Source organism: Streptomyces flavochromogenes, assembly GCF_000717595.1.
Taxonomy (GTDB): Bacteria; Actinomycetota; Actinomycetes; order Streptomycetales; family Streptomycetaceae; genus Streptomyces; species Streptomyces flavochromogenes.
In genome coordinates, this window is the sequence record NZ_JNZO01000004.1 from 49,574 (window position 1) to 71,315 (window position 21,742).

At 72.4% G+C, this 21,742-nt stretch carries 21 protein-coding genes; 10 read left to right on the forward strand and 11 right to left on the reverse strand.

Annotated elements, in window-relative coordinates:
• Positions 1 to 2 precede the first annotated feature (2 nt).
• On the forward strand, positions 3 to 503 hold the full coding sequence (locus IF00_RS0105375) for a hypothetical protein (protein ID WP_024757478.1): 501 nt from the start codon (positions 3 to 5) through the stop codon (positions 501 to 503).
• A 17-nt stretch (positions 504 to 520) separates the two neighbouring features.
• Positions 521 to 886: an RNA-binding S4 domain-containing protein gene (locus tag IF00_RS0105380; RefSeq protein ID WP_030314775.1), complete on the forward strand. Its 366-nt coding sequence runs from the start codon at positions 521 to 523 to the stop codon at positions 884 to 886.
• Between the two features lie 46 nt (positions 887 to 932).
• Here IF00_RS0105380 and IF00_RS0105385 read toward each other — a convergent pair whose 3' ends face one another.
• The 3 genes from IF00_RS0105385 to IF00_RS0105395 all read right to left on the reverse strand — a co-directional run bounded on the left by IF00_RS0105385 (position 933) and on the right by IF00_RS0105395 (position 6,703).
• Complete coding sequence (locus IF00_RS0105385) at positions 933 to 3,131, reverse strand: terpene synthase family protein (RefSeq protein ID WP_030314776.1); 2,199 nt, start codon at positions 3,129 to 3,131, stop codon at positions 933 to 935.
• A 159-nt stretch (positions 3,132 to 3,290) separates the two neighbouring features.
• Entirely contained in the window at positions 3,291 to 5,222 is a 1,932-nt protein-coding gene (locus IF00_RS0105390) for an N-acetylmuramoyl-L-alanine amidase (protein ID WP_030314777.1), read from the reverse strand.
• Positions 5,223 to 5,575: 353 nt separating this feature from the next.
• Positions 5,576 to 6,703 carry an aminoglycoside phosphotransferase family protein gene (locus tag IF00_RS0105395; RefSeq protein WP_030314781.1) on the reverse strand — a complete coding sequence of 376 codons (1,128 nt, stop codon included), beginning with the start codon at positions 6,701 to 6,703 and terminating at the stop codon, positions 5,576 to 5,578.
• 233 nt (positions 6,704 to 6,936) lie between these two features.
• Between IF00_RS0105395 and IF00_RS0105400 the strand changes: the two genes are divergently transcribed.
• Positions 6,937 to 8,430 (forward strand): DNA-binding protein NsdB, encoded by a 1,494-nt coding sequence (locus IF00_RS0105400; RefSeq protein ID WP_030314783.1) that lies wholly within the window; start codon positions 6,937 to 6,939, stop codon positions 8,428 to 8,430.
• A 246-nt stretch (positions 8,431 to 8,676) separates the two neighbouring features.
• Here IF00_RS0105400 and IF00_RS0105405 read toward each other — a convergent pair whose 3' ends face one another.
• Positions 8,677 to 10,146, reverse strand: coding sequence for a PP2C family protein-serine/threonine phosphatase (locus tag IF00_RS0105405; protein ID WP_030314785.1), 1,470 nt, complete (start codon positions 10,144 to 10,146; stop codon positions 8,677 to 8,679).
• Positions 10,147 to 10,466: 320 nt separating this feature from the next.
• On the opposite strand from IF00_RS0105405, the gene IF00_RS0105410 reads away from it, so the two are divergent.
• Complete coding sequence (locus tag IF00_RS0105410) at positions 10,467 to 11,603, forward strand: hypothetical protein (protein WP_388309696.1); 1,137 nt, start codon at positions 10,467 to 10,469, stop codon at positions 11,601 to 11,603.
• Between the two features lie 28 nt (positions 11,604 to 11,631).
• Here the strand turns inward: IF00_RS0105410 and IF00_RS0105415 are convergent, their stop codons facing one another.
• Positions 11,632 to 12,309, reverse strand: a complete 678-nt coding sequence (locus IF00_RS0105415; protein ID WP_425338258.1) for an NADPH-dependent F420 reductase — start codon at positions 12,307 to 12,309, stop codon at positions 11,632 to 11,634.
• Positions 12,310 to 12,432: 123 nt separating this feature from the next.
• Between IF00_RS0105415 and IF00_RS0105420 the strand changes: the two genes are divergently transcribed.
• Positions 12,433 to 12,942 (forward strand): GNAT family N-acetyltransferase, encoded by a 510-nt coding sequence (locus IF00_RS0105420; RefSeq protein WP_245234432.1) that lies wholly within the window; start codon positions 12,433 to 12,435, stop codon positions 12,940 to 12,942.
• Between the two features lie 33 nt (positions 12,943 to 12,975).
• Here the strand turns inward: IF00_RS0105420 and IF00_RS0105425 are convergent, their stop codons facing one another.
• A complete protein-coding gene (locus IF00_RS0105425; RefSeq protein ID WP_030314791.1) occupies positions 12,976 to 13,527 on the reverse strand; it encodes a YdeI/OmpD-associated family protein in 552 nt (183 codons plus the stop codon).
• A gap of 208 nt (positions 13,528 to 13,735) precedes the next feature.
• Between IF00_RS0105425 and IF00_RS0105430 the strand changes: the two genes are divergently transcribed.
• Positions 13,736 to 14,674: a carbohydrate kinase family protein gene (locus tag IF00_RS0105430; protein ID WP_030314793.1), complete on the forward strand. Its 939-nt coding sequence runs from the start codon at positions 13,736 to 13,738 to the stop codon at positions 14,672 to 14,674.
• Here IF00_RS0105430 and IF00_RS0105435 read toward each other — a convergent pair.
• From IF00_RS0105435 to IF00_RS40945, 3 genes are all read right to left on the reverse strand, one after another.
• Entirely contained in the window at positions 14,652 to 15,941 is a 1,290-nt protein-coding gene (locus tag IF00_RS0105435; RefSeq protein ID WP_030314795.1) for an ATP-binding protein, read from the reverse strand. The two genes, IF00_RS0105430 and IF00_RS0105435, sit on opposite strands and share 23 nt — an antisense overlap.
• A gap of 277 nt (positions 15,942 to 16,218) precedes the next feature.
• A complete protein-coding gene (locus tag IF00_RS0105440; RefSeq protein WP_030314798.1) occupies positions 16,219 to 16,572 on the reverse strand; it encodes a DUF805 domain-containing protein in 354 nt (117 codons plus the stop codon).
• A 192-nt stretch (positions 16,573 to 16,764) separates the two neighbouring features.
• The gene (locus tag IF00_RS40945; protein WP_245234433.1) at positions 16,765 to 17,124 is read right to left on the reverse strand and encodes an SPW repeat protein; all 360 of its coding nucleotides are present in this window, start codon (positions 17,122 to 17,124) and stop codon (positions 16,765 to 16,767) included.
• A gap of 373 nt (positions 17,125 to 17,497) precedes the next feature.
• On the opposite strand from IF00_RS40945, the gene IF00_RS0105450 reads away from it, so the two are divergent.
• From IF00_RS0105450 to IF00_RS0105460, 3 genes are all read left to right on the forward strand, one after another.
• Positions 17,498 to 17,866, forward strand: a complete 369-nt coding sequence (locus IF00_RS0105450) for a cupin domain-containing protein (protein ID WP_030314800.1) — start codon at positions 17,498 to 17,500, stop codon at positions 17,864 to 17,866.
• A 158-nt stretch (positions 17,867 to 18,024) separates the two neighbouring features.
• Entirely contained in the window at positions 18,025 to 18,534 is a 510-nt protein-coding gene (locus IF00_RS0105455) for a DinB family protein (protein ID WP_030314801.1), read from the forward strand.
• Positions 18,535 to 18,538: 4 nt separating this feature from the next.
• Complete coding sequence (locus IF00_RS0105460; protein ID WP_037637584.1) at positions 18,539 to 18,988, forward strand: nuclear transport factor 2 family protein; 450 nt, start codon at positions 18,539 to 18,541, stop codon at positions 18,986 to 18,988.
• On the opposite strand, the gene IF00_RS0105465 is transcribed toward IF00_RS0105460, so the two are convergent.
• The gene (locus tag IF00_RS0105465) at positions 18,979 to 19,344 is read right to left on the reverse strand and encodes a hypothetical protein (protein WP_245234442.1); all 366 of its coding nucleotides are present in this window, start codon (positions 19,342 to 19,344) and stop codon (positions 18,979 to 18,981) included. The genes IF00_RS0105460 and IF00_RS0105465 overlap by 10 nt on opposite strands.
• A 48-nt stretch (positions 19,345 to 19,392) precedes the next feature.
• A complete protein-coding gene (locus IF00_RS0105470) occupies positions 19,393 to 20,367 on the reverse strand; it encodes a LysR family transcriptional regulator (RefSeq protein ID WP_030314806.1) in 975 nt (324 codons plus the stop codon).
• A 136-nt stretch (positions 20,368 to 20,503) separates the two neighbouring features.
• Here IF00_RS0105470 and IF00_RS0105475 point away from each other — a divergent pair, with 136 nt between their 5' ends.
• Entirely contained in the window at positions 20,504 to 21,739 is a 1,236-nt protein-coding gene (locus tag IF00_RS0105475; protein WP_051819856.1) for an MFS transporter, read from the forward strand.
• Positions 21,740 to 21,742: the final 3 nt, after the last annotated feature.

Consider the following 21,742-nt stretch of genomic DNA (forward strand, 5'->3'; position numbering starts at 1 on the left):
GTATGTCCTTCCTCCGCCGCCGCAGCGCCGCCACTCCCGCGGGCCCGGACTTCGATGTCCTGGCCATGGACCCGGGGGACTGGCCCGGCAATCTCGGCGCCGGCCTGCTGCCCGCCCCCGACGGCTCCTGTCAGGGCGTCTTCCTCCGGTACGACCTGTTCGGCGGCCGCGGCCCCGCGATGATCATCGGCAACCTGCCCGAGGGCTCCCCGGCGCGCGAGCTCGCCGACGGCCAGATCCCTTTCGAGGTGGCCCAGCTGCTCGCCGCTCTCGAGAACGACGAGCCGGTCGAGGTCCTCGACACCGAGGACGTCCCTGTGATGCAGGGTGACAACCTCCTGATCGTCCGTCGCCTCAAGCTCTCCGAGAGCCGCATCTCCTGCGTCCAGTTCGACCGCAGCGACAACGTCCTCGTCACGATCGCCAGTTGGGACCGGCCGATCACCGACGACCTGTACGCGCTGCTCAAGCCGCTCCCCGCCGAGCTGTTCCAGCAGGGCTGACGGGGAAGCGGGGGCCGATGAGCGCACGCGTCGACAGCTGGATCTGGGCGGTCCGCCTCACCAAGACCCGTGCCCAGGCCGCCGCGGCCTGCCGGGCAGGACACGTCAAGGTCAACGGCGAACGGGCCAAGCCCGCCCAGGCGGTGAAGCCCGGCGACGAGGTCCGGGTCTTCCACGGCGGGCGGGAACGGATCGTCGAGGTCAAGGAGCTCCACACCAAGCGGGTCGGCCCACCGGTCGCCGTCGAGGCGTACGTGGACAACAGCCCGCCCCCGCCGCCGCGCGAGCACGTGGCCGTCGCCGCCGTGCGGGACCGGGGCGCCGGACGCCCCACCAAGCGAGACCGCCGCGAACTCGACGAGCTGCGCGGACGGCACAGCTGACCGCCGGCGTGTGGAGCGGCCCGTGGGGGCCGCTCCACACGCCGTCTCAGACCCTGACCGGCCCAAGGAGATCCGCGATCCGGGCCGCCGAGGTGCCGAGACCGGTCGGCCCGCGCCGCAGCAGCACCGTACCGCTGCCCGCGTGCACGTCCTCCGCCGCGTAACGCCGCACCTTCCGGTGCCAGTTCAGGATGCCCGCGAGCCAGTCCTCCAACTCCCGCAGATATGCCTCGAACGCGGCACGCCCCGTCGCGTCGAGCCCGAAGTCCGCGTACAGCAAGGGGACTTCTCGCGTCTTGAGGTGCTCGTACTGACGCAGCCGGCCTCGCATCAGGTCGTCGACCATGGCCACCGCCGTCGGGTAGTCGCAGTCGAAGAACTTCTGCAGCACGAGGACGCCATTGTGCACCTCGCCCTCGACCTCGATCTCCTTCTGGTACGAGAACAGGTCGTTGATCAGCGCCCCGTAGTCCATGACCGCGTTCTCCAGGGCGCGTACGGTCCCCGAGCGGTACAGCTCCGGCGGCAGCACGTCGGAGTGCCTCAACCGGCACATCAGCATGGTCAGTTCGGACCCGAAGGTGCTGCGGCGCATCTCGATGTAGTCGACGGGGTCGGGAACCCGGTGCTGCGCCTGGTTGTGCAGCTCCCACAGCCAGCTGTCCAGCATGACGTCGAGCGCGTACCGCAGTTGGCTGCGGGCCTCCGGCGACATGGGGCCCGCGGTCCGGGCCCAGAGGTCGGCGAGCGAGCGCTCCATCGGGTTCACGGCGAGCGCCGCGCCCGCGGCCGGATCCTCCAGCGGCAGGCAGGACTTGAACCGGTCGGTCTGCTCCCTGGCACCCCGCAGGTTGCGCGAGCGGCCGAAGACGGCGGGGTAGTAGTCGTCCCCGTACGTCCCCCAGGTCAGCCACTCGGCGCTGAGCTCCAGCTCCTCCAGGGTGGCGTCCGGGTCGAGCCCGGCCGAGCACAGCGCCAGGTCGAAGCCCTCCGCCATCGGTCGGTCCCAGAGGTCGTCCAGGAGTCCGAACCGCTCGGCCCAGTCGAGCGACAGCCGGCGCGCCTCCGCGTGGTGCGGGCTGAGGGTGAGCGGGTACGGCAGGTCGAACTCGGGCAGGAGGGAGGACCCCACCCGCTGGTGCGGTACGTGGGTGAGCGCCCTCAGCCGCGACGCCGCCGGGCGCCCGAAGAGCGTGCGGATGTCGAGTGCGGAGGTGCCGAGGACCCCTTCGAGGTGCGAAGGGCCGCCGACCATGCCCTCGTTCATGTACCGGCTGGAGCGCATGTGCCACTCGTGGCCGCCGGACTGCCAGTCCTGCAGCCCCTTCGCGTACGCCGCGACGGCCGCGCACTCGGCCGCGTCGAGGCCCTTCTCGGCGGCGAGCGGCGGCACTTCGGTGAGGGCCGTGTTCTCGAACTGCTGGAGCCGTGAGGTCAGCAGGTCGTTGACGGCGTTCGCCGCCTCCTGGGTCGTACAGCCGAGGAACTTCTCGAGGACGAGCACGCCGTTGCTGTTCTCGCCCTCGTCCTCCACCTCGCGCTGGTACGAGAAGAGGTCGTTGCGCAGATGGACGGCGTCCGAGAAGGCGTCCCTGAGCACCCGCAGCGGCCGGGAGTACGCCACCTGGGCCGGGACCTCCGCCCCCGCCGCGTACTCGACGAGCCCCGCCGACCAGGGGGCACCGCCCACCTTGCGCCGCATCTCGATGTACTCGACGGGGTTGGCGATCCGCCCGTCGTTGATGTTGTCGAGCTCCCAGAGCGACTCGTAGAGCAGGTGTTCCGTCGCCTCCGCGAACCGCACCCGCCAGCCCGCCGACATGGAGGGAACGGTCCGCCGCCAGAGGTCCGCGAGTCCCGCCTCGACCGGGTTGGTCGGCGCGGGCATGCCCGCCGCGGGGTCGGCCGGCATGAACAGCGGCAGCCGGTCCAGATACGTCTTGCCGCCTGCCCGGTCCTGGGTCCGCTTGAAGATCTCCAGGAAGTGGTCGTCGAAGAAGAAGACCCAGGTGTACCAGTCGGTGACGAGGTCGAGGGCCTCCTCTCCGCAGTCGGGATGGGTGTACGAGCAGAGCAGCGCGTAGTCGTGCGAGTCGAGGTCGTGCTGCTCCCAGACGCCCGAACCCTCCAGCATCCCCATCTCCCGCGCCCAGTCACGGGTGTGCGCGCGGGCTGCCTCCACATGGGGATTGAGCCGCGCCGGATACGGAACATAGAAATCCGGCATAACGAAGGGCTGAGGCATTCGCTGGGGGGCCTTCCGGTGAGCATGGGCTGTGTCCGGCCCACCTTTACCCGTCGCCCGTACGGCGCACGCGATCTCCCGAATAGTCCTATGAACGCCGAAGGGGTGGTGCCGGATCGTTCGTCCGGCACCACCCCGCAGCTTTCGGCCATGCCTCCGTCAGGACTGGGAAACCCGCACGTCGGCGGCCTTCACAAAGGCCACCCGGTGGCCGAACTGGATCTGGTAGTACTCCTCCTGCCCCCGGACGACCGTGTGCCCGCTGCTGTCGAACACCGGCGCGAAGAAGTACTCGCCCGGGGTCCGGTCGCCCACCACGTACCGCTGCCCCGCGAGCAGCTGGTAGGGCAGCGGCGACACCGCCTGCACCGGCACACCCGCCGGATACGCCGAGGCCTCCGGGTACGCCCTCCCGTACACCGGCACCGACGCCAGCCCCTCGCGGGGCGTCAGGACGAGACCCCGTGCGTTCACCGCGGTCGGCTCCTTCGCCGGATTGTGGAACCAGGCCTTCTGCCCGAGGTACCACACCGCCGTCCAGTCGCCCCGGCGCTCCGCCACGGCGTAGCTCTGCCCGGTCGACGCACGCGCCCCGGTGTCGTTGACCCCGGTGGTCGACTCCTGCCCGTCCGGCCGCAGCCCGATGTCCCTCACGAGGGGCGCGTCGGCGCTCGGCCCGGTGTGCAGGCGCACCGCCCCGCTGCCGTGCGGCGCGCACGCCTCGCCGGCCGCGACACACCCGGTGTAGACCGGACGGTGGGACCCGAAGTCGGGCCGGATCGTCACCACGCCGGCCCGGGGACCGGCGCTCGGCGTGATCGGCCGGCCGAGCAGCTCGAAGTAGTGCGCCCAGTCCCAGTACGGCCCCGGGTCCGTGTGCATGCCCTTGATCGTGGACGTCACCGTTCCCGGCACGTTGTCATGGCCCAGGATGTGCTGCCGGTCGAGAGGGATGTCGTACCGGGCGGCGAGATACCGCACGAGCCGCGCCGACGACCGGTACATCGCCTCCGTGTACCAGGAGTCCGGCGCGGTGAGGAAGCCTTCATGCTCCAGGCCCACGGACTTGGCGTTCACGAACCAGTTGCCCGCGTGCCAGCCGACGTCCTTGAGGGCCACGTGCTGGGCGATGTGCCCGTCGGAGGAGCGCAGCGAGTACTGCCACGAGACGTACGTCGGGTCCTGCACCAGCTTCAGGGTGACGTCCCAGGTGGCCTCGGTGTCATGGACGACGATGTAGTCGATCGACTGGGAGACCGGCCGGTCGCCCTTGTCGTGGTTGCCGTAGTCGCCGTCGCCGAACTCCTCGTACGGCGCCGGGATCCACTCGCAGGCCACCGTGCGCGGGCACTCCACGGGACCGTCGGCGGGGCGGCGCAGGCCGAGACCGGCGACCTGCGCGGTGTCGGGCGCGACCTCCGGGGCTGCCGCGAGCGTCACCACCTGCCCGCTGTCCGTCAGCCGCGACTCGCCGGACCGGATCACGTCGAACACGTCGTCCGCGTACCGGGCGGCAGTCGCCGAGTCGTCGGCGCCCGAGTACCGCGCCACCGCCCCGTACCAGTCGGCCGGGTCCGCGCTCGCCGGACGCCCGGACTCCCGCTGCGCGGCGGCCAGCAGCGCCGCCCCGCCCTCGATGTTCGCGGCCGTGCGGGTCCGCAGCTCCTCGGCCGGAATCCCGGACAGCGCGGACGCCCGGTCCAGGGTCCGCAGCCGGGTGGGCAGCGAACCGTCGGCCGGGACGGGGGCGGGCTCGGGCGAGTGCGCGCCGGAGCGCACGGTGCGAGAGGAGTCGCCGCGCGCGTCCTCCGTACCGTCCGAGTGGTGCGGAGGCGCCTCGGCCAGCGCCGTCACCGCGTCCGTCAGATGCATCGGCCCGTAGCCACCGGTCACACTCGGCGCACCACCGTGGGCGTCCCAGCGCGACTGGAGGTACGACACCGCGAGCAGGACACTCTCCGGTACGCCGTGGCGCGCGGCCGCCCGCGCGAACTGTTCCTGGAGGGCACCCGCCTCGGGCGCCTCGGCACCGGCCGGCGGGGCGGCGGACAACAGCGGGAGCAACAGGGCGGCGGACGCGAGGGCGCCCAGGGTCTTCGGCAGACGACCGGACGGCGTACGTCTGGGGGACGCGGAACGGAGCAAGGCAGCCTCCAGGGGCGGGGGGTGACACCGGGGCGTGCGGGACCGAACCCGTACAGGGGTATCGGCTCCCGGACGATCCGTCAATCACGCTCGCGCGAAGGGAAGTTCCCACGTCAGAGCGGGAATGGAGGCCATCCGTCGGAGTTTCGCCGAGACGGGTCCCGGGCCTGGGACGCGTCAGTGGAGTGGACCATTGGCGCGCCCCGCCCGAGGGCGGAGACGCCAGTGCGCCGCGTCCCGGTGTGTCGGCACCGGGCGCACGGCGCACCCCCCCCGTGTCGTCGGTCGGGCCCGCCCGTTCAGCGCGTCCCGACCGCCGCGCGCACGGCCCGCCGTGCCATGGCGCAGTCGTCGTGCAGCCGCCTCAGGAGCAGCCGCTGTTCCTCACCGGGTGCGAGGGCGCCCGTGGGTACCGGCACGGAACCGGCCGGCGGAGCCTCCTTCATGGTGCGCTGCACCGCCGTCTCGTAGGTCCGGATCTCCCGAGTCAGCACGATCATCAGGTTCACCAGGAAGGCGTCCCGGGAGGCCGGGCCCGCCTGCTGGGCGAGTTGACTGATCTGACGCCGGGCGAGCGGCGCGTCGGCGAGCACGGCCCAGAGGGTCGCCAGGTCGTAGCCGGGCAGGTACCAGCCGGCGTGCTCCCAGTCGACGAGGACCGGTCCGGCGGGGGACAGGAGGATGTTGGAGAGCAGGGCGTCACCGTGACAGAACTGCCCCATGCCCTGGCGGCCACCCGCGTGCGCCAGACCGTGCAGCAGCTTCTGCAGGTCGTCCCGGTCCCGGTCGGTGAAGAGTCCGAGCTCGTGGTAGCGGGCGATGCGGGTGCCGTAGTCCAGCGGCGCGTCGAACGTCCCGGCCGGCGGCCGCCACGCGTTGAGCCGGGCGATCGCGCCGAGCGCGGCCCGCACGTCGGCGCGGGGCGGAGCCTCGACGGGGTGGCGCGAGAGCGCCGCCGCCCGCCCGGGCATCCGCTCGATCACCAGCGTGCAGTTCTCCGGGTCGGCCGCGATCAGCCGTGGCGCGCGCACCGGCGGACGGTGGCGGACGAAGGAGCGGTAGGAAGCTATCTCGTGCCGGAACCGCTCGACCCACGCGGGGGAGTGGTCCAGTAAACACTTCGCGACCGCCGTGGTCCGCCCGGTCGTTCCGACGATCAGTACGGAACGCCCGCTGCGCCGCAGCACCTGGACCGGGTTGAACTCCGGGCAGATGCGGTGGACGGAGGCGATCGCGATCTTCAGCTGCGCCCCCTGAGGGCCGGACAGATCGATTCTCCCGCTGATCGGCTGGGTACCCGTGCCGGCCGCCCAGCGCCGCGGCCGTACGGCCTGCGGAGCGGGAGCGAGGTAGGGCCCGGCGCCGGCCGGGACGATGCGGTGCTGCGGCCGGGGCGGGGCGGACACGGAGGACGATGCTGTGTACATGGAGGTGACAGATCCCTTCGTGTGCCGACGAGTTGCGTGCGTCGCCCCGCCCGCCCCCGGTCCGCACCCTGGGGAATGAGGGCCGGTCGGCGGGGCGGGGTGGCGCGTTCCTACCTGACACCCGGGCGCGGGTGGCGGAACATCTCGCGCACCCTGGCGAAGCCTGGCGAATTGTCGCCAGGCCTATGACAGAGGGCTACTGTCAACTCAGCCGAGAACCTGGGGGCTTAGACGTGACCGGACAAACCAACACCCGCCTGGCAGACCTGTTCGGCCTGGCCGGATGGTCCAAGGGCGAACTCGCGAGACTCGTCAACCGGCAGGCGGCGGCCATGGGCCACCCCCAGCTGGCGACCGACACCTCGCGGGTGCGGCGGTGGATCGACCGGGGCGAAACCCCCCGCGATCCCGTCCCCCGGGTGCTGGCAGCACTGTTCACCGAGCGACTCGGCCGTGTCGTGACCATCGAGGACCTCGGGTTCGTACGACACGGGCGCAGCGGAAAGCAGCAGGACGTCAGGAAGACGGAGAACCCTGACGGGCTGCCCTGGGCACCCGATCGTACGGCGGCGGTCCTCACCGAATTCACGGGAATGGACCTCATGCTCAACCGACGCGGCCTGGTGGGCGCGGGTGCCGCGCTTGCCGCCGGCTCCGTACTCAGCAATGCCATGCACGACTGGCTGCAGACCGACCCCGCTCGCCAGGGAACTCCCCAACGGGCCACCGATCCCCTCCACGCCGACCCCGCTGGGTTCGACCGCTACGAGGCCGCCCCCATCGGGTCGGAGGAGATCGAGGCACTGGAGCACTCGGTGGAGGTGTTCCGTGCCTGGGACGCCTCCCGGGGTGGCGGACTCCAGCGCAAGGCCGTGGTGGGCCAGCTCAACGAGGTGGGCGGCATGCTCGCCTACCGCCACGCCGACCATCTCCAGCGACGCCTCTGGGGCGTCGCCGCCAACCTGGCCGTCCTGGCCGGCTGGATGTCCCACGACGTGGGCCTCGAACCCACGGCGCAGAAGTACTTCGTGATCGCCGCTCACGCGGCCCGTGAGGGCGGAGACCGGCCGAGGGCCGGCGAGGCGCTGTCCCGTGCCGCCCGCCAGATGGTGCACCTGGGCAGGCCCGACGACGCCCTCGACCTGATGAAGCTCGCCAAGGACGGCTCGGGTGAACGCGTCCTGCCCAGGACTCGCGCCATGTTCCACACGATCGAGGCCTGGGCGCAGGCCTCGATGGGCCGGGGCCAGGCCATGCGCCGCACCCTCGGCGAGGCCGAGGACCTGTTCGTGTCCGACCGGCGCGACGAGGAGAACCCCAGCTGGATGCAGAACTTCGACGAGGCCGACATGCACGGCATGCAGGCCCTCGCGTACCGCACCCTGGCGGATCACGACCCGGCCGCGGCCGTACCCGCCCAGCGTCACGCCAAGCTGGCGCTCGAACTGCGGCGCGGCGGTCACGACCGCTCGAAGCTCTTCGACCACATCTCGCTCGCCTCGGCCTGCTTCATCGCCGACGATCCCGAGCAGGCCGACCGGTACGCCCGGCTCGCGCTGATGTCCATGGGGGAGACCTCGTCCCACCGCACGTGGGACCGGCTCCGCGAGATGTACCGGCTGACCGGGCAGTACGCGGGCTACGCGAGGATCGAGCACCTTCGCGAGGAGATCGAACTGGCTCTGCCGAGGTCCCCGGTCAACCGGCCGAGGACGGGGCAGGCCTGAGCCGGCCGAGCGCCGGGGGCCGGGTGGGGGAGCCCCACGTGCGGCCGAAGCGTGCGGTCGTCAACGGGCCGTCGCGGAGAGGCAGTCGGCGACCCGGCTGTCGACGTCCGAGCAGCCGAGGGTCACGATGGTCGACGGCAGAGTGGGTCGCCCGTGATCGTGCTGCCGTGCCACAGCGTCGTGGCGCGCCGGTGCGCAAGGCCGCGGTCTCACGACGGGCCCCGCGCCCGGTCGGCGCCCGATGGTTCAGTGTCCGACCCGGACCACCATCACACAGGCGTCGTCCTCGCGCCGCTCCTCGCCGAACTCCTCGACCACCGCGCGCACACCGTCCTGGGCGTCCCGCGCCCCGATGAGCCGCCGGCCGAGCGCGAGCAGCCGTCGCGTGCCCGTGTCGTCGTCAGGACCGCTGCCACGGGTGAGGCCGTCGGTGTGCAGGACCAGCAGGTCGCCGGGGATCAACCGGGTTTCGGCCTCGCCGTACACGGCCCCGGTCGTGGCCCCGAGGAGGACGCCCTCGGGCCGCCGGAGGACGTGCCCCGTCCCGTCGCGGAACAGCAGCGGTGCGGGGTGGCCGGCCTGCGCCCAGGTCAGTGTCTGGGCGACCGGGTCGTAGCGGCAGCACATCGCACTGCCCAGCGCCGGCTGTACGGAGGTCTCCAGGAGCTGGTTGAGATGACCCATCAGAGCGGCGGGCCGGATCCCGGCGACGGCCATGCCGCGCAGCGCGCCGAGGAGCATGGCCATCGAGGAGGTCGCGGCGACCCCGTGGCCCGTCAGGTCACCGACGGTGAGCAGCGCGTCCCCGTCGGGCAGGGCCAGTGCGTCGTACCAGTCGCCACCGATCAGACCGGTGCTGGCGGCCGGGAGGTAGTGGGCGGCCACGTCCAGCGGGGCGGGGCCGTCGTGGGCGAAGCGGAGCGAACCGCGCCACGGCGGGAGCACGGCCTCCTGGAGCTCGACGGCGACTCGTCGCTCGGTCTGCTCGATGTGGCGGCTGCGCTCAAGGCTGTCCCGGCTCTCGCGGACGGCCCGCTCGCTGCGCCGCAGTTCGCTGACATCGCGGAGCACCGCCCACATCGAGGCGGTGCAGCCGTCGGCGTCGAGGACGGGCTCTCCCGTCATGTGCACGGTGCGTACGCGACCGTCGGTCCGTACGATCCGGAACTCGCCGTCGATCGGCTTTCCGTCGATCAGGCAGTCCGTCACCATCCCCTGGAGGACGGACTGGTCCTCCACGAAGACCATCGTGGGCATCTCGTCCAGCGACATCGGACCGCTCTCGCGCGTACGTCCGAAGATCTGGAACAGCTCTTCGGACCAGCTGACCTCGTCGGTCAGGAGGTTCCACTCGGCGCTGCCGACGCGGGAGAGCAGGGAGCCGGTGCGCTGCGGGGCGATCTCGCCGTACGCGGTGCCGGGGTCGGTGGGGAGCGCGGTGTCGGGGATCGTCTCCGCGGGCTCCTCGGTGACGACCTGCTCGGGGACGCCCGCGCGGAGCTGGCCCAAGTGAGCTCCGAGGTCGTCGAGTTGGTGAACGGCCAGGTCGCACAGGGCGCGCTGCCAGCGCTGCTGGGGGTCGTCGTCGTTCACCACGGCTTCCCGGCGCACGGCGACGAGCTCGCCGCGCAGGCGGCGGGTCTGTGAGATCAGCGCGTCCACCGCGCCCGGCTCCGGCTGCTGGGCGGGGTGATCCGCGAACAGTGGGGACGGCATGTCGTACTCCGATACAGGCGCGGCATGGCCAGGCCAGGTGTGAAAGTGAGGCCCGCATACGACTGTTGCACAGCCCGGGACGACCCGTAAGGGATTTGGCAACACTCGATCCGGTGGTGCTTCTGGCATATGTCAAAGGCCCAGCGGGGAGCGGCCGCCGCACGACGGGTTACGGTGCGGGGGTGGTGAACGACGACGGAATCGGCACGGTGAGCACGCGCGCGGCGGTCACGGGCGGGGCGGGTACGGGGACGGGGAAGGGCACGACGGGATTCTCGGGTACGGCAGTTACGGGTGTGACGGGTGGGATGCGTACGAGTATGGCGGAAGCGGCAGGAGTGACCGGAGCGGCGGGTGTGATGCCTCAGGCCCGTACCGGTGCTCCGGGAAGCGCCTCCACCGGCACCGCCTTTCTGCTCGCCGCGGCGCCTGCCGGGCGCGGGCGCGCCATGGACGCCGCGTCCGTGCTGCCGGCCCTCGCCGCCGTGCCGCCCGGCGTCCTCACCGGAACCGGCACCGCCACCCTCGTCGAACTCGCCGATCCGCTCGACCCGCAGACCGTCCTCACCCGCCTGCGAGCCGCCGCGGCGAGCCCGGGCCCGCTCGTGCTCTGCCTCGCGGGGCAGCTCCATCTCGACCGTCGCCAGCAGCTGCCCCACCTCGCCCTCGCCCGCACCACCCCGGCGACCCTCCGCTACACGGCGCTGCCCTGGCACTGGCTCGCCGCCGAACTCGCCGGTCGCGCCCCCGGCACCACGACGGTCGTCGCGGACCTCGCGGCGGACCCCGCCGTATGGGAGCGCCTCACCGGCACACCCGACCTCCTGTACCTGGGCCCCGGCCCGACCCTCTACGGGAGGGTGACCCCCGCCCCGCGCAGGGGCGAGCCCCTCGCCCCCGCATATCTGCGGTCCTGGGCGGAACTCTGGCGCTCCGGCGCCCGCCTCCCCCACGCCACGCTCCACGCGGAGTCCGCCGCCCAGGCCGCCGCGGCCGTGCCGGAGGCGTTCCTCCTGGCACCCGCCCCCGCGTCCGTACCGGTCGTGGAGCAGGATCCGCATCCCGCGATCCTGGCCGCCGCGATGGCCGGGCGTCACGGCGAGGCGGCGGCGGTGGCAGCGGCCTGGGAGCGTGAGGCCCTGCGCCGCCACGGGCCCCGGTCCGCGGAGGCCGTCCACTGGACGGAGGTGCGGGCCGACCTCGCCCGCCTCGCCGGGGAAGCCGCCCGCAGCTGCGAACTGTGGCTCGCCGCCGCCGAGTCCCGGCTCGCGCTGGGGCAGCGCACGGACGACGGCGACGTCGAAGGGGCCGTGGACCGGGCCCACCACCAGTGGGAAAGGATCGGCGACCGGGCGCGGGCCCGCGCCCTCGGCCCCCTGCTCATCGCCCTGCGGCAGCGCGTCCCGGGCCGGCGGCCCGGAGCCCTGGCCGCGCTCACACGACGCATGGCGGACTGAGCCGGAGCGGGCGCCGGCGGGGGAACGGCTAGTGGTCGAGGCCGCTCCCGCCCGAGGTGGGGAGGACGACCCGGACGCCGAACTCGTAGGTGCCGGTCGCCCCCGCGATCCCGATGAACAGCAGGGCGAAGTTCTCCTGGCCCCGCGCCGTCGCGATCCCACCCAGGTCGAGCAGCGCGTCGTCGGCCCAGCCGAGATCGCCGACCAGACCGCGCACCACCTTCTTCGCCTCCGCGTCCTCGCCCGAGAGGAACACCGTGGCAGGGCCCTCCAGGGAGTCCGGCGCGATCATCACCTTCCGGTCGATCGTGCAGAGCGTCTTCACGACCCGCGTCTCCGGGAACGCCTGCTGGATCTCCTCGCCCAGGCTGACGCCCGGATGCGAGAGCGATCCGTCCTCCAGGAAGCCGACCCCGACGTCGAGGATGATCCTGTCGGCGAGCACCTCCGCGCCGATCGTGCGCAGCAGCGCCACGGAGGCCGTGCCCGGGGTGGCGTTCACCAGCACCTCGGCGTGCGCCGCCGCTCCCGCCGGGCCGTCGACCCGTAATCCCGACGCGGTGAGTTCCTTCAGCTCCGCGAGCAGCTCCGGGGCGTCCGGACGACGTGATCCGAGGACCACGTCGTGGCCGGCCCGCGCCCACGCCGAGGCGAGCGCACGTCCCACATTTCCTGTACCGAGAATTCCGATTCGCATGAGCGTCATCCTGGTGCCGCCGTCCCCGCCCGCACCTCGGCCCGGAGACCGGACCCGCGTCCGCCCCTCGTCCTAGGCCGAATCGACGGCCGGTCCGACGGCCGGGTGCCGGGTCCTGAGATGATCGGACGTATGGCCGCCTCGTCGATCTCAGCCCCGACACCGGGAACCGCCTCCCTCTCCACGGAGCGGCTGCTGCTGCGCCCCGTACGCGCCGCCGACGTGCCGGCGGTCACCCGGCTGTGGACGGACCCCGAGGTCAGGCGTCATCTGGGCGGGCCGGTCACCGAACAGGTCGTACGGATCCGGCAGCGGCGGGTCGCCGGGGCGCCCGGCGTGTACGCGGTGGTACGGACGGTCGACGAGGTCCTGCTCGGCCTCGTCACGGTGGAACCCGCGGCACGGGAAGGGGAGACGGAGGTCTCGTACCAGTTCCTGCCCGAGCACTGGGGGCACGGCTACGCGCGCGAGGCCGTCGCCGCCGTCGTCGAGGCGACGCTCCGCGACACCCCCAGCGTGGTCGCGCTGACGCAGGAGGCGAACCACCGCTCCCGGCGGCTCCTGGAGGCCGTCGGCATGACCCACGTCTCCTCGTTCGTCGAGTACGACGCCCACCAGGTCCTCTACCGCCGCAGCCGCTGATCGCACCGACCCCGGGCGCTCACCGGGCGCGTGTCACCGGACCTTCTCGCCCGCGGCCAGCTTCGCCACCATGCGTTCGAGACGCTGCGCCCGCCCCTTCTCGGTGCGGGCATGCCACAGCCGCATGATCACCAGGTACTGATCGGTCTTGCCGAGCCCCTCGTAGAAGGCCCGCGCCCCCTCGTCGGCCGCGAGTGCCGCCGCGAGGTCGTCCGGTACGGTCGCCTCCGCCTGCGACGGGTACGCGGACTCCCACCGGCCGTCGGCCTGCGCGGCCCGCACCTCGGCGAGGCCCGGCTCACGCATCCGGCCCGCCGAGGTGAGCACCGCGACCTTGCGGACGTTCACCCGCGACCAGAGGCTCCGGGACCGCCGCGGCGTGTACTTCTGGAAGTAGTAGGAGCCGTCGCCGCCCTTGCGCTGTCCGTCGATCCAGCCGAAGCACAGCATGCAGTCGAGGATCTCCGGATTCGTCAGCGACTCGCCCCCCTTGCCCTTCTTGGCGATCCTCAGCCAGACCCCGGGCCGGTCGGCATGGTGGCTCTCCAGCCACGCCTCCAGCTCCTCGGTCCGCGTGACGGTCATCAGCTCGAGTCCCTCGTACTGCTCCACCGGAGCGGTCCCCCTGTCGTCGCCTTGCCCTCGCGGCCTTCGCCGTCGGTCGTCGTCGTTCCGTGTCGACCGCCGCTCCCGGACGTCGTACGGGAGCGCTCGTGACCACGATATTGCTCCGCGCCGGGGCTCGCCCGGGCCCCCGCCCCGGCGCGGCACGGAGCCACGTACCATCTGACCCATGTCCTTCCTGGTGATCGGCGAGTGCGTCGCCGACATCGTCCGCGCCCCGGCCGGCTCCGACGCCGCCGACCGCGTCCACCCGGGTGGCAGCCCCGCCAACGTCGCCTACGGCCTGGGGCGGCTCGGCAGGGACGTCACCCTGCTCACCCAGCTCGCCGACGACCCCGCCGGCCGGCTCATCGAGGCCCATCTCACGGGCGGCGGCGTACGGGTGGAGGTCGGGGACGTGCCCGAACGCACCCCGTCGGCGGCCGTCGGCCTCGACGCGCGCGGGCAGGCCTCGTACAGCTTCGACATCGCCTGGACGCTGAAGGGCGGGGCGCCGGCCGACCTGGCGCCCCGCCATGTGCACATCGGCTCGATCGCCGCCGTCACCGCGCCGGGCGCGGCCGCCGTCCTCGCCGAGACGGAGCGGCTGCGGGAGCGTGCCACCGTCAGTTACGACCCCAACGTGCGGCCCGCGCTGATGGGGGAGCACGCGTCGGCCGTGACCCGCGTCGAGCGCTGCGTCGCCCTCAGCGACCTGGTCAAGGCGAGCGACGAGGACCTGGCCTGGTTGTACCCGGGGGAGGATCCGCGCGCGGTCGCCGCCCGTTGGCTCGGCCTCGGCCCGGCCGTCGTCCTCGTCACGCTGGGAGCGGCCGGATCGTTCGCCGTCACCCGCCACCGCACGGTCGCCGCCGAGGCGCCGCCGGTCACCGTCGTCGACACCGTCGGCGCGGGCGACTCCTTCATGTCCGCCGTCCTCGACACCCTCGCCGGGTGGGAGCGGGACGCCCTGGGCACCCTCGACGCCGAGTCCCTCGCGAGGCTTCTGGAGAGGGCGGGCGCGGCGGCGGCCGTCACCGTCTCCCGGGCCGGCGCCCAGCCGCCCGACCGGGCCGAACTGGACGCCGCCCGCCAGACGTTCGCCCTCAGATCCGTGCGTGCGTGGTGATGTCCGAGGCGAACTGCTCGACCATCTCCGGGGTGACCGTCGGCCGGCACTCGCCGATGGCCGCCAGATAGTCCGCGGTGCCGGCACCGGGCGCCGAACCCTCGCCGCCCCGCCCGCCGACGGCGAGCAGATCCCGCTCGAAGGATGCCTGGGCGGCGACCCTGGCCGCGTGCTCGATGTCGGCCGGGGTGAACAGGTCGCTCGCCAGCACCAGTTCGTCGATGTCGACGTCCGTCCTGCCGTCGGTGTAGCGGGCCCAGATCGCCGCCCGCGCGGCCTTGTCCGGCGTACCGATCGGGATGAGGTAGTCGAAGCGGCCGGGCCGCAGGAACGCCGGGTCCAGTGAGCGGATCGAGTTGGTGGCGCAGACGAGCAGCCGCTCGTCCCGCTCCCTGAACCCCGGTATCAGCTTGAGGAGTTCGTTCGTCACCCCGTGCATGCCACCGGGCTGCGCGGGCTCTGTGCGAACGGGTGCGATCTCCTCGACCTCGTCGATGAAGACGAGTACCCGCTCCAGCTCGGCGATCCGCGCGAACGCGGACCGCAGGGCGGTGGCGAGGTTCCCCTCGTCGGCGAGGCGGGACGGCAGGATCTCCACGAACGGCCAGCCGAGCCGGGAGGCGATCCCCCGCGCGAACGTCGTCTTGCCGGTGCCCGGCGGACCGAACAGGCAGACCGCGCGCGGCGGCCGCACCCCGTGCCGGCCGGCCCGCTCCGGCTCGGCGAGCGGCAGCACCACCCGGCGCTCGATCAGATCCTTCTCCCGCTCCATGCCGGCGACCTTGGCCCACAGGTCGCCGGGCAGGAGCCGGCCGCCCAGATCGTCGAGGAGCCCGGCGGCAGGACCGTGCAGCGGCTCCACCTTCTCGAAGTACGCGACGGCCGGCTGACGTGTGTACCCGGCGTTGAGGAGACCCTCGCCGAGGAGTTCCTCCTCCGGCAGGACGTACGCGATCCGCCCGACCCTGGCCGCGACCAGCCGGCGCTCCAGCTCCACGAGGAGCGCGCTGGCGAGGCCGCGGCCGCGCCAGGCCGAGGAGATCGCGATCCGCATGACCCACGCCCGCTCGCCTGAGACGGAGGCGAGCGCGGCGCCGATGGGCACCCCCTGGTGGACGGCCACCACGGCGGGCTGTCGGGTGGTCAGGGCGCTGATGCACTCGGCCAGCGAGAACACGGACTCCTGACCGAGCTCCGCGGTCGTGTCGATCAGATGGACGACGGCGGCGAGATCGCTCTCGCGGTAGTCGTGGATGTGCCAGTTCACCGGTGGTACCGCCCCTCGTTGGTGCCGTTGCGGCGAGGCTAGGCGGGGCCTCCGGTCCCGGTCGTGCGCCATCCTGCACAAGGCGGCGCGGGCGAACGCGCCGTGACGGCTCTATGCGGCACTGCGGCGCGCGCCGATCTGACCGGGGCGGATCGAGGGAAGGTCTTCCGGCATGCGGAAGGCCCCCGGAGGAATCCTCCGGGGGCCGCATGCGCGTACGAGGCCTTCAGCGGGCCGGGACCTTCGGCAGGTCGGGACCCGTCGAGGGCCGGAATCGTCAGTAGGCCGGGGCCAGCTTCGGGTTCGGGCCGTGCGCGTTCTCGTGCTGGTCGCCCTCGGTGGCCGCGAAGACGATGAGGACGATGAAGCCGACGAGCGGCACCAGGCCGATGAGGATCCACCAGCCCGAGCGGCCGGTGTCGTGGAGACGGCGGACGGTCACGCCGAGGGACGGCAGGAAGACGGCCAGCGAGTACAGCGTGCTCAGGAGCGAGAAGTCGAGCATCACGCCGATGATGGCGAGCACGATCGCGATGATGATGTTGAACAGCTCGAACATCCAGAATTCCTGGCGGCGTGCCCGGCCGTTGAAGACCGCGTACTTCTTGATGACGTCGAGGTACCAGTTCACTTTGTCCCCCCAAGGACTGGGTATGCGAGCGGGAGAGCCTGTCCCTGTGGAGCAAGCTTTACGCAGAACTTAGGTGGCTGAAACCACATGGGTCAATTCGTTACCGTGCAGTGGCCGTTCCGGGGCGGAAAGCAGTGAACGGCGGCGCCTCCGGGGGTGGAGGGGCCGCCGTTCCGGGAGAGGATCAGAACGTCACGTCCTTCGCTTGGTCATGAGCAGTCCGCCGGCCGTGAGGGAGAACAGGCAGACGCACGCGCCGGTGATGACGTTGCTGAGGATGGTGCCGGTGTCGGGGCTCGACCCGACCACCCACGGGGCGATGATCAGCCACGCACCCATCAGCAGGACGACGAAGTTGAGGTCCTGGGACCGCTCGGGAACCATCGACATGCACAGGCCGAGGACCGCCAGGGCGATGCCGACGACCAGGTTGCTGATGGCGAGCGCGGGCTGGGTGGCGGAGAAGTGGACCGTCCACGCGGAGATCGCGGCGTAGATACCGGCGAGGATCACGAGTTCCTCGACCGCCGCGACACCTCGGGTCTGGAGCATGCGGGCATAACGGTCCCGCATTTCCGGCGCATCGGGGTGTCCTGCGATATCACCAGGACGGTGAGAGACGTCGGCCATACGACTCGCCTCCTTCTGGCGTCATGCACGTCTGACCGCACTTGCGGCAAATGTTGCCGCTGCTTCATTGTGCTCTTATCTGGCCTTTATGTGTAGGTCTGCCCGGTAAGGGATGCGTACAGAATTTGAGCTGCGGAGATGCATGGATCTGCCAACGGGTGGTCTTCGTTCAACAAAAATTCAATGCACATGCGAACCGCCTCCGGCGTGGGTATGCGAGGTGCCCGCGGGAATGCCGCCGCGTAGCCTGGAAGTGGACTCGGGGACTCCACCTCTCCATCGCCGGGAGCGAACGATGACCGGCATCGTCAAGAAGAGCTTCGACGCAGCGGACGAGACCCGCCCCTTCGAGGACGGCAAGGGCAGGCTCGACCTGGTCAGCGGTGCGCGCGGCGCAGTCGGCCGCGCCGTGTTCGAGCCGGGCTGGCAATGGTCCAAGCACGTCAAACCGATCGCCGGCACCGACAGTTGCCAGGCGTCGCACGTGGGATACATCGTCAGCGGCCACATGAAGGTCGTCATGGACGACGGCGAGACGACCGAGTACGGCGCCGGGGACTACATGGAGGTCCAGCCCGGCCACGACGCGTGGGTTCTCGGCGACGAGGCCTGCGTCGCGCTGGACTGGACGGGCTTCACGGACTACGCGAAGCCGTCCGGCTGACCGGACGAGCCGTCCGGATCGGCCCGGGCCTCCGGCCCCGACGCGTCCGAAGCGGTCGCCGCCCCACTGGAGGAGGCCGCAGCCTCCGAGTGCACCGGCCCGTCCGAGGGCCGGAGAATTCCGGACCACCCTCGGACGGGCGGCGGCACAATGCCCGTATGACGATTCAAGATCACCGCACGTCCGTGCCGTACACCGGGGACGAACGCGCCGTCCTCACGGCCATGCTCGACTTCCAGCGCGACACCCTCGCCCTGAAGTGCGAGGGGCTCACCCCGGAGCAGCTGCGCACGCGGGCGGTCGACCCCTCGGGGCTCTCCCTCCTCGGTCTGGTCCGCCATGCCGCCGAGGTCGAGCGAGGCTGGTTCCGGAACACGATCAACGGCGAGCGGAGCCGCAGCCGCTGGACACCGCCGGGCTCCACCGACTGGGCCGACTTCGACGTGGAGGAGGCCGACGTCGACGAGGCGTTCACCGTCTGGCGGGAGGAGTGTGCCCGCGCCCGCGCGATCGTGGCCGCGGCCGACTCCCTCGACGTCACCGGCACCCACGAGGAGGAGACGTACTCCGTGCGCTACGTCCTCGCCCACATGATCGAGGAGTACGCGCGGCACAACGGCCACGCCGACCTGCTGCGCGAACGCCTCGACGGCACGACGGGGGAGTGACGCCGTGACGTCCCTCGGAACTCCCGACGACCCCGACATCGCCGAGGCCGTCGCCGGCGAACTGGCGCTCCTCGACCCGGCCGTACGCGTCTCCCGGGCACGCGCCGCCGAACTGCTCGACCCCGAGTTCGTCGAGGTCGGCGCCTCCGGCCGGCGCTGGACGTACGAGGAGATGCTCGCCGAGCTCCCCGAGATGTCCGGCGCGACGCAGGACGGACCGCGCTACGAGCCCACCGCCTTCTCCGGGACCCTGCTCGCCCCCGGCCTCGTCCACCTCACGTACGAGACGCACGTCGACGGCCACCGGGCCAGGCGCAGCTCCCTCTGGCGCCGCGACCCCGCCGCTCCGGCCGGAACGGGCCTGCGGATGTACTACCACCAGGGAACGCCCGTACCCGAGGCGGACGTTCAGGCACAGGACGGACGCCCTGGACCGGCCCTGGATCAGCCGTAGGCGTCGGTGACGCAGTCGACCGCGCAGCGCCAGTGCTCGAACCGGCGGCGCAGCGCGGCCGCCGCGTGCCTCCGCTCCACCCCGGCATACCCGTAACGCTCCTGCGTCGTGCGCACCACGGCCTCGACGGTGACGATGGCCGGTTCGCCCTCGCCGGCGGACCGGCGGGCCAGCGCGATCACATGGTCGGCCGCCCGCTGGAGATCGCGGGCGTACTCCCGCTGAGCCACGGAACGCGCTCGGGACGCGGCGAACGGCCGGACCGCGCGCCCCTTCCAGAGCACGCCGGCGGTGATGAGCCCCGCACCGAGCAGGAGAACGAGCGCGCCCCCCACGGCGTCATGCACCCACTGCATCATGGGCCGCCTTCCCCTGGACCTGCCCGTCCCCCGGACGTTCAGAGTCTAGAGCGCGGGACGACGATCCCGTGGCCGTGCCCAGGCAGGTGACCAGATGTCGGCCTCCCGCACCGCCGCGGCGGGGGACCCGGGGGCCTCGGGTGAGGCGGCGAGATGGTCGCGAAGGGTGCGCAGCGAGGGGTGCGGGTTGTCCGCGGTCCACAGAAGCGAGTGCGGGTAGACCGGAGTCGGCCCGTGTACGGCGACGCGACGCAGGTCGTGCCCCTGTGGCCAGACGAGGCGGGTGCCCTCGCCGACGAACGTCGCCAGCTCGGGGGAGTCCGCGATGGTGTCGAACAGCGCCTCGGGGCCGAAGTCCGGGCCCGTCACCTCGATGGTGAGTCCGAACCGGGCGGCCAGGTCCGCGTAGTAGGCCGCCCACTCGGTCCCGCCGACGATGCCCGGGATCCAGATCCGGTGGCCGGCCAGCCGCGCGAGCGGGACGGAACGCGCGCCCGCGAGCGCGTGCCCCGGCCCCGTCAGGAGCTGCAGCGGCTCGTCCAGGACCGGCAGTGCCTCGATGCCCTCGGGAAGCCGGCGGCCGGGCATGGTCACCGCCCGGAAGGACGTGTCGATCGTGCCGGCCCCGAGGGCGGCGACGGCCGCGTCGGCGTCGAAGAGCGTCACGACGTCCAGCTCGATCTCCGGATGCGCCAGGTGGAACCCCCGCAGCAGCCCCGCGGTCGCGAGCCGCCGGCCGATCACGTCCACGCGCAGTGCCCGCCGCCCGGGCCGCACCGAGGCCATCGCCCGCTCCTCGGCGTGCAGCAGGGCGCGCGCGTGCGGCAGGAACGCCTGTCCGTCGATCGTCACCTCCGCCCCGCGTGCGGTGCGGGCGAGCAGCCGCACGCCGAGCTCCTTCTCCAGGGCGGCGACCCGCTTGGAGACGGCCTGCTGGGTGACCGCCAGCTCGGCGGCGGCCTCCCGGAACCGGCCCGAGTCCACCACGGCCAGAAACGTACGTACGGCATCGAGATCCACGCCGTGCAGCCTAGGCCGACAACCACAGGTTGTGTCGTATGCGCGCCCTGGTTGTTTGATCTGCGCGTCCTCGGCTCGCTTTGATGGCGACCGACGGTCCGTGGTTGTGCGGCCGGCCGACGAGAGGGGTACGGGCATGGCGGGCGGGGTGCCCCTCGGACGGGACTTCGGGCGGCTGTGGGCGGCCTACGCGGCCGGCACCCTGGGCACCTGGGTCGCCTTCAACGCCTTGCCGCTGCTCGCGATCACCGTGCTCCACAAGGGCTCCGCCGAGGTGGCGGCGCTGGCCGCCGTGGGGGCGGCCGTCGGAGCGGCGGTGGCGCTGCCACTCGGCCCCTGGGTGGAGTTCCGCCGCAAGCGGCCCGTGATGGTCGCCATGGACCTCGTGCGGTGCGCCGCGATGCTGAGCGTCGCCGCCGCGTACGCGCTGGACCGGCTCGGCTTCGTCCAGCTCCTCGTGGTCTCCGTGCTGGTCGCCGCGGCCGACATCACCTTCGGCGCCGCCTCGGGTGCCTGTCTCAAGGCGCTCGTCCCGGCGGAGGGGCGGCTGGTCGCGCAGGCCCGGCTCGAATCCACGATGTGGACCGCGACCGTCCTCGGGCCGCCGCTCGGCGGCGCCCTGGTGGCCCTCCTCGGCCCGGTGGCGACCGTGCTGGTCGACGCCCTGAGCTATCTGCTCTCGGCGGCGGGCGTCCGCGCGATCAAGGGGCGCGAGTCCCGCCCCGCGCGGAAGGAGGGGCGGGGGACGCAGGCCGGCGACCTCCTCGAAGGGTGGCGGCACATCCTCGCCCAGCCCGTCCTGCGCCCGCTGTTCCTCAACTCCGTCCTGGTCAACGGCCTCATCATGGCGACCGCGCCCCTCCTCGCCGTCCTGATGCTGGGTCCGCTCGGCTTCGCCCCCTGGCAGTACGGGCTCGCCTTCGCGGTGCCCTGCCTCGGCGGGCTCCTCGGCTCACGGATCTCCCGGCCGCTCGTCGCGCGCCACGGCCGCCGCCGGGTCCTGTGGACCTCGGGCGTGCTCCGCGCGTGCTGGCCCGTCGGTCTCGCCCTCGTCCATTCCGGTGTCACGGGGCTGGTGCTCGTGATGGCGGTCGAGCTGGCGCTGATCACCTGCGCCGGCGTGTTCACCCCGGTGCTCGCCGCCCAGCGCCTCGACCTGACGCCGACCGACCGGGTCGTCCGTACCCTCACCGCCTGGTCCGTCACCGCGAAGGCCTCCGCCGCGGCCCTGACCGCGCTCTGGGGGCTTCTCGCGGCCGCGGTCGGGCCCCGCGCGGCGATCGGTCTGGCGGGCGTCCTCCTGCTGGCGACACCGCTGCTGCTGCCCAGGGAGGAGGTGCGGGCGACGGAGGGCGTTGACACGTGTAAGTGACGA

What these genes read in the sequence shown, in the direction of transcription:
- IF00_RS0105410 (WP_388309696.1), top strand. Translation starts at nt 10,467, where the DNA reads ATGGCGGAAGCGGCAGGAGTGACCGGAGCGGCGGGTGTGATGCCTCAG.
- IF00_RS0105465 (WP_245234442.1), bottom strand. Translation starts at nt 19,344, where the DNA reads ATGCAGTGGGTGCATGACGCCGTGGGGGGCGCGCTCGTTCTCCTGCTC.
- IF00_RS0105475 (WP_051819856.1), top strand. Translation starts at nt 20,504, where the DNA reads ATGGCGGGCGGGGTGCCCCTCGGACGGGACTTCGGGCGGCTGTGGGCG.
- IF00_RS0105385 (WP_030314776.1), bottom strand. Translation starts at nt 3,131, where the DNA reads ATGCCTCAGCCCTTCGTTATGCCGGATTTCTATGTTCCGTATCCGGCG.
- IF00_RS0105395 (WP_030314781.1), bottom strand. Translation starts at nt 6,703, where the DNA reads ATGTACACAGCATCGTCCTCCGTGTCCGCCCCGCCCCGGCCGCAGCAC.
- IF00_RS0105375 (WP_024757478.1), top strand. Translation starts at nt 3, where the DNA reads ATGTCCTTCCTCCGCCGCCGCAGCGCCGCCACTCCCGCGGGCCCGGAC.
- IF00_RS0105420 (WP_245234432.1), top strand. Translation starts at nt 12,433, where the DNA reads ATGGCCGCCTCGTCGATCTCAGCCCCGACACCGGGAACCGCCTCCCTC.
- IF00_RS0105380 (WP_030314775.1), top strand. Translation starts at nt 521, where the DNA reads ATGAGCGCACGCGTCGACAGCTGGATCTGGGCGGTCCGCCTCACCAAG.
- IF00_RS0105450 (WP_030314800.1), top strand. Translation starts at nt 17,498, where the DNA reads ATGACCGGCATCGTCAAGAAGAGCTTCGACGCAGCGGACGAGACCCGC.
- IF00_RS0105455 (WP_030314801.1), top strand. Translation starts at nt 18,025, where the DNA reads ATGACGATTCAAGATCACCGCACGTCCGTGCCGTACACCGGGGACGAA.
- IF00_RS0105430 (WP_030314793.1), top strand. Translation starts at nt 13,736, where the DNA reads ATGTCCTTCCTGGTGATCGGCGAGTGCGTCGCCGACATCGTCCGCGCC.
- IF00_RS0105405 (WP_030314785.1), bottom strand. Translation starts at nt 10,146, where the DNA reads ATGCCGTCCCCACTGTTCGCGGATCACCCCGCCCAGCAGCCGGAGCCG.
- IF00_RS0105425 (WP_030314791.1), bottom strand. Translation starts at nt 13,527, where the DNA reads ATGACCGTCACGCGGACCGAGGAGCTGGAGGCGTGGCTGGAGAGCCAC.
- IF00_RS0105415 (WP_425338258.1), bottom strand. Translation starts at nt 12,309, where the DNA reads ATGACGCTCATGCGAATCGGAATTCTCGGTACAGGAAATGTGGGACGT.
- IF00_RS40945 (WP_245234433.1), bottom strand. Translation starts at nt 17,124, where the DNA reads ATGCTCCAGACCCGAGGTGTCGCGGCGGTCGAGGAACTCGTGATCCTC.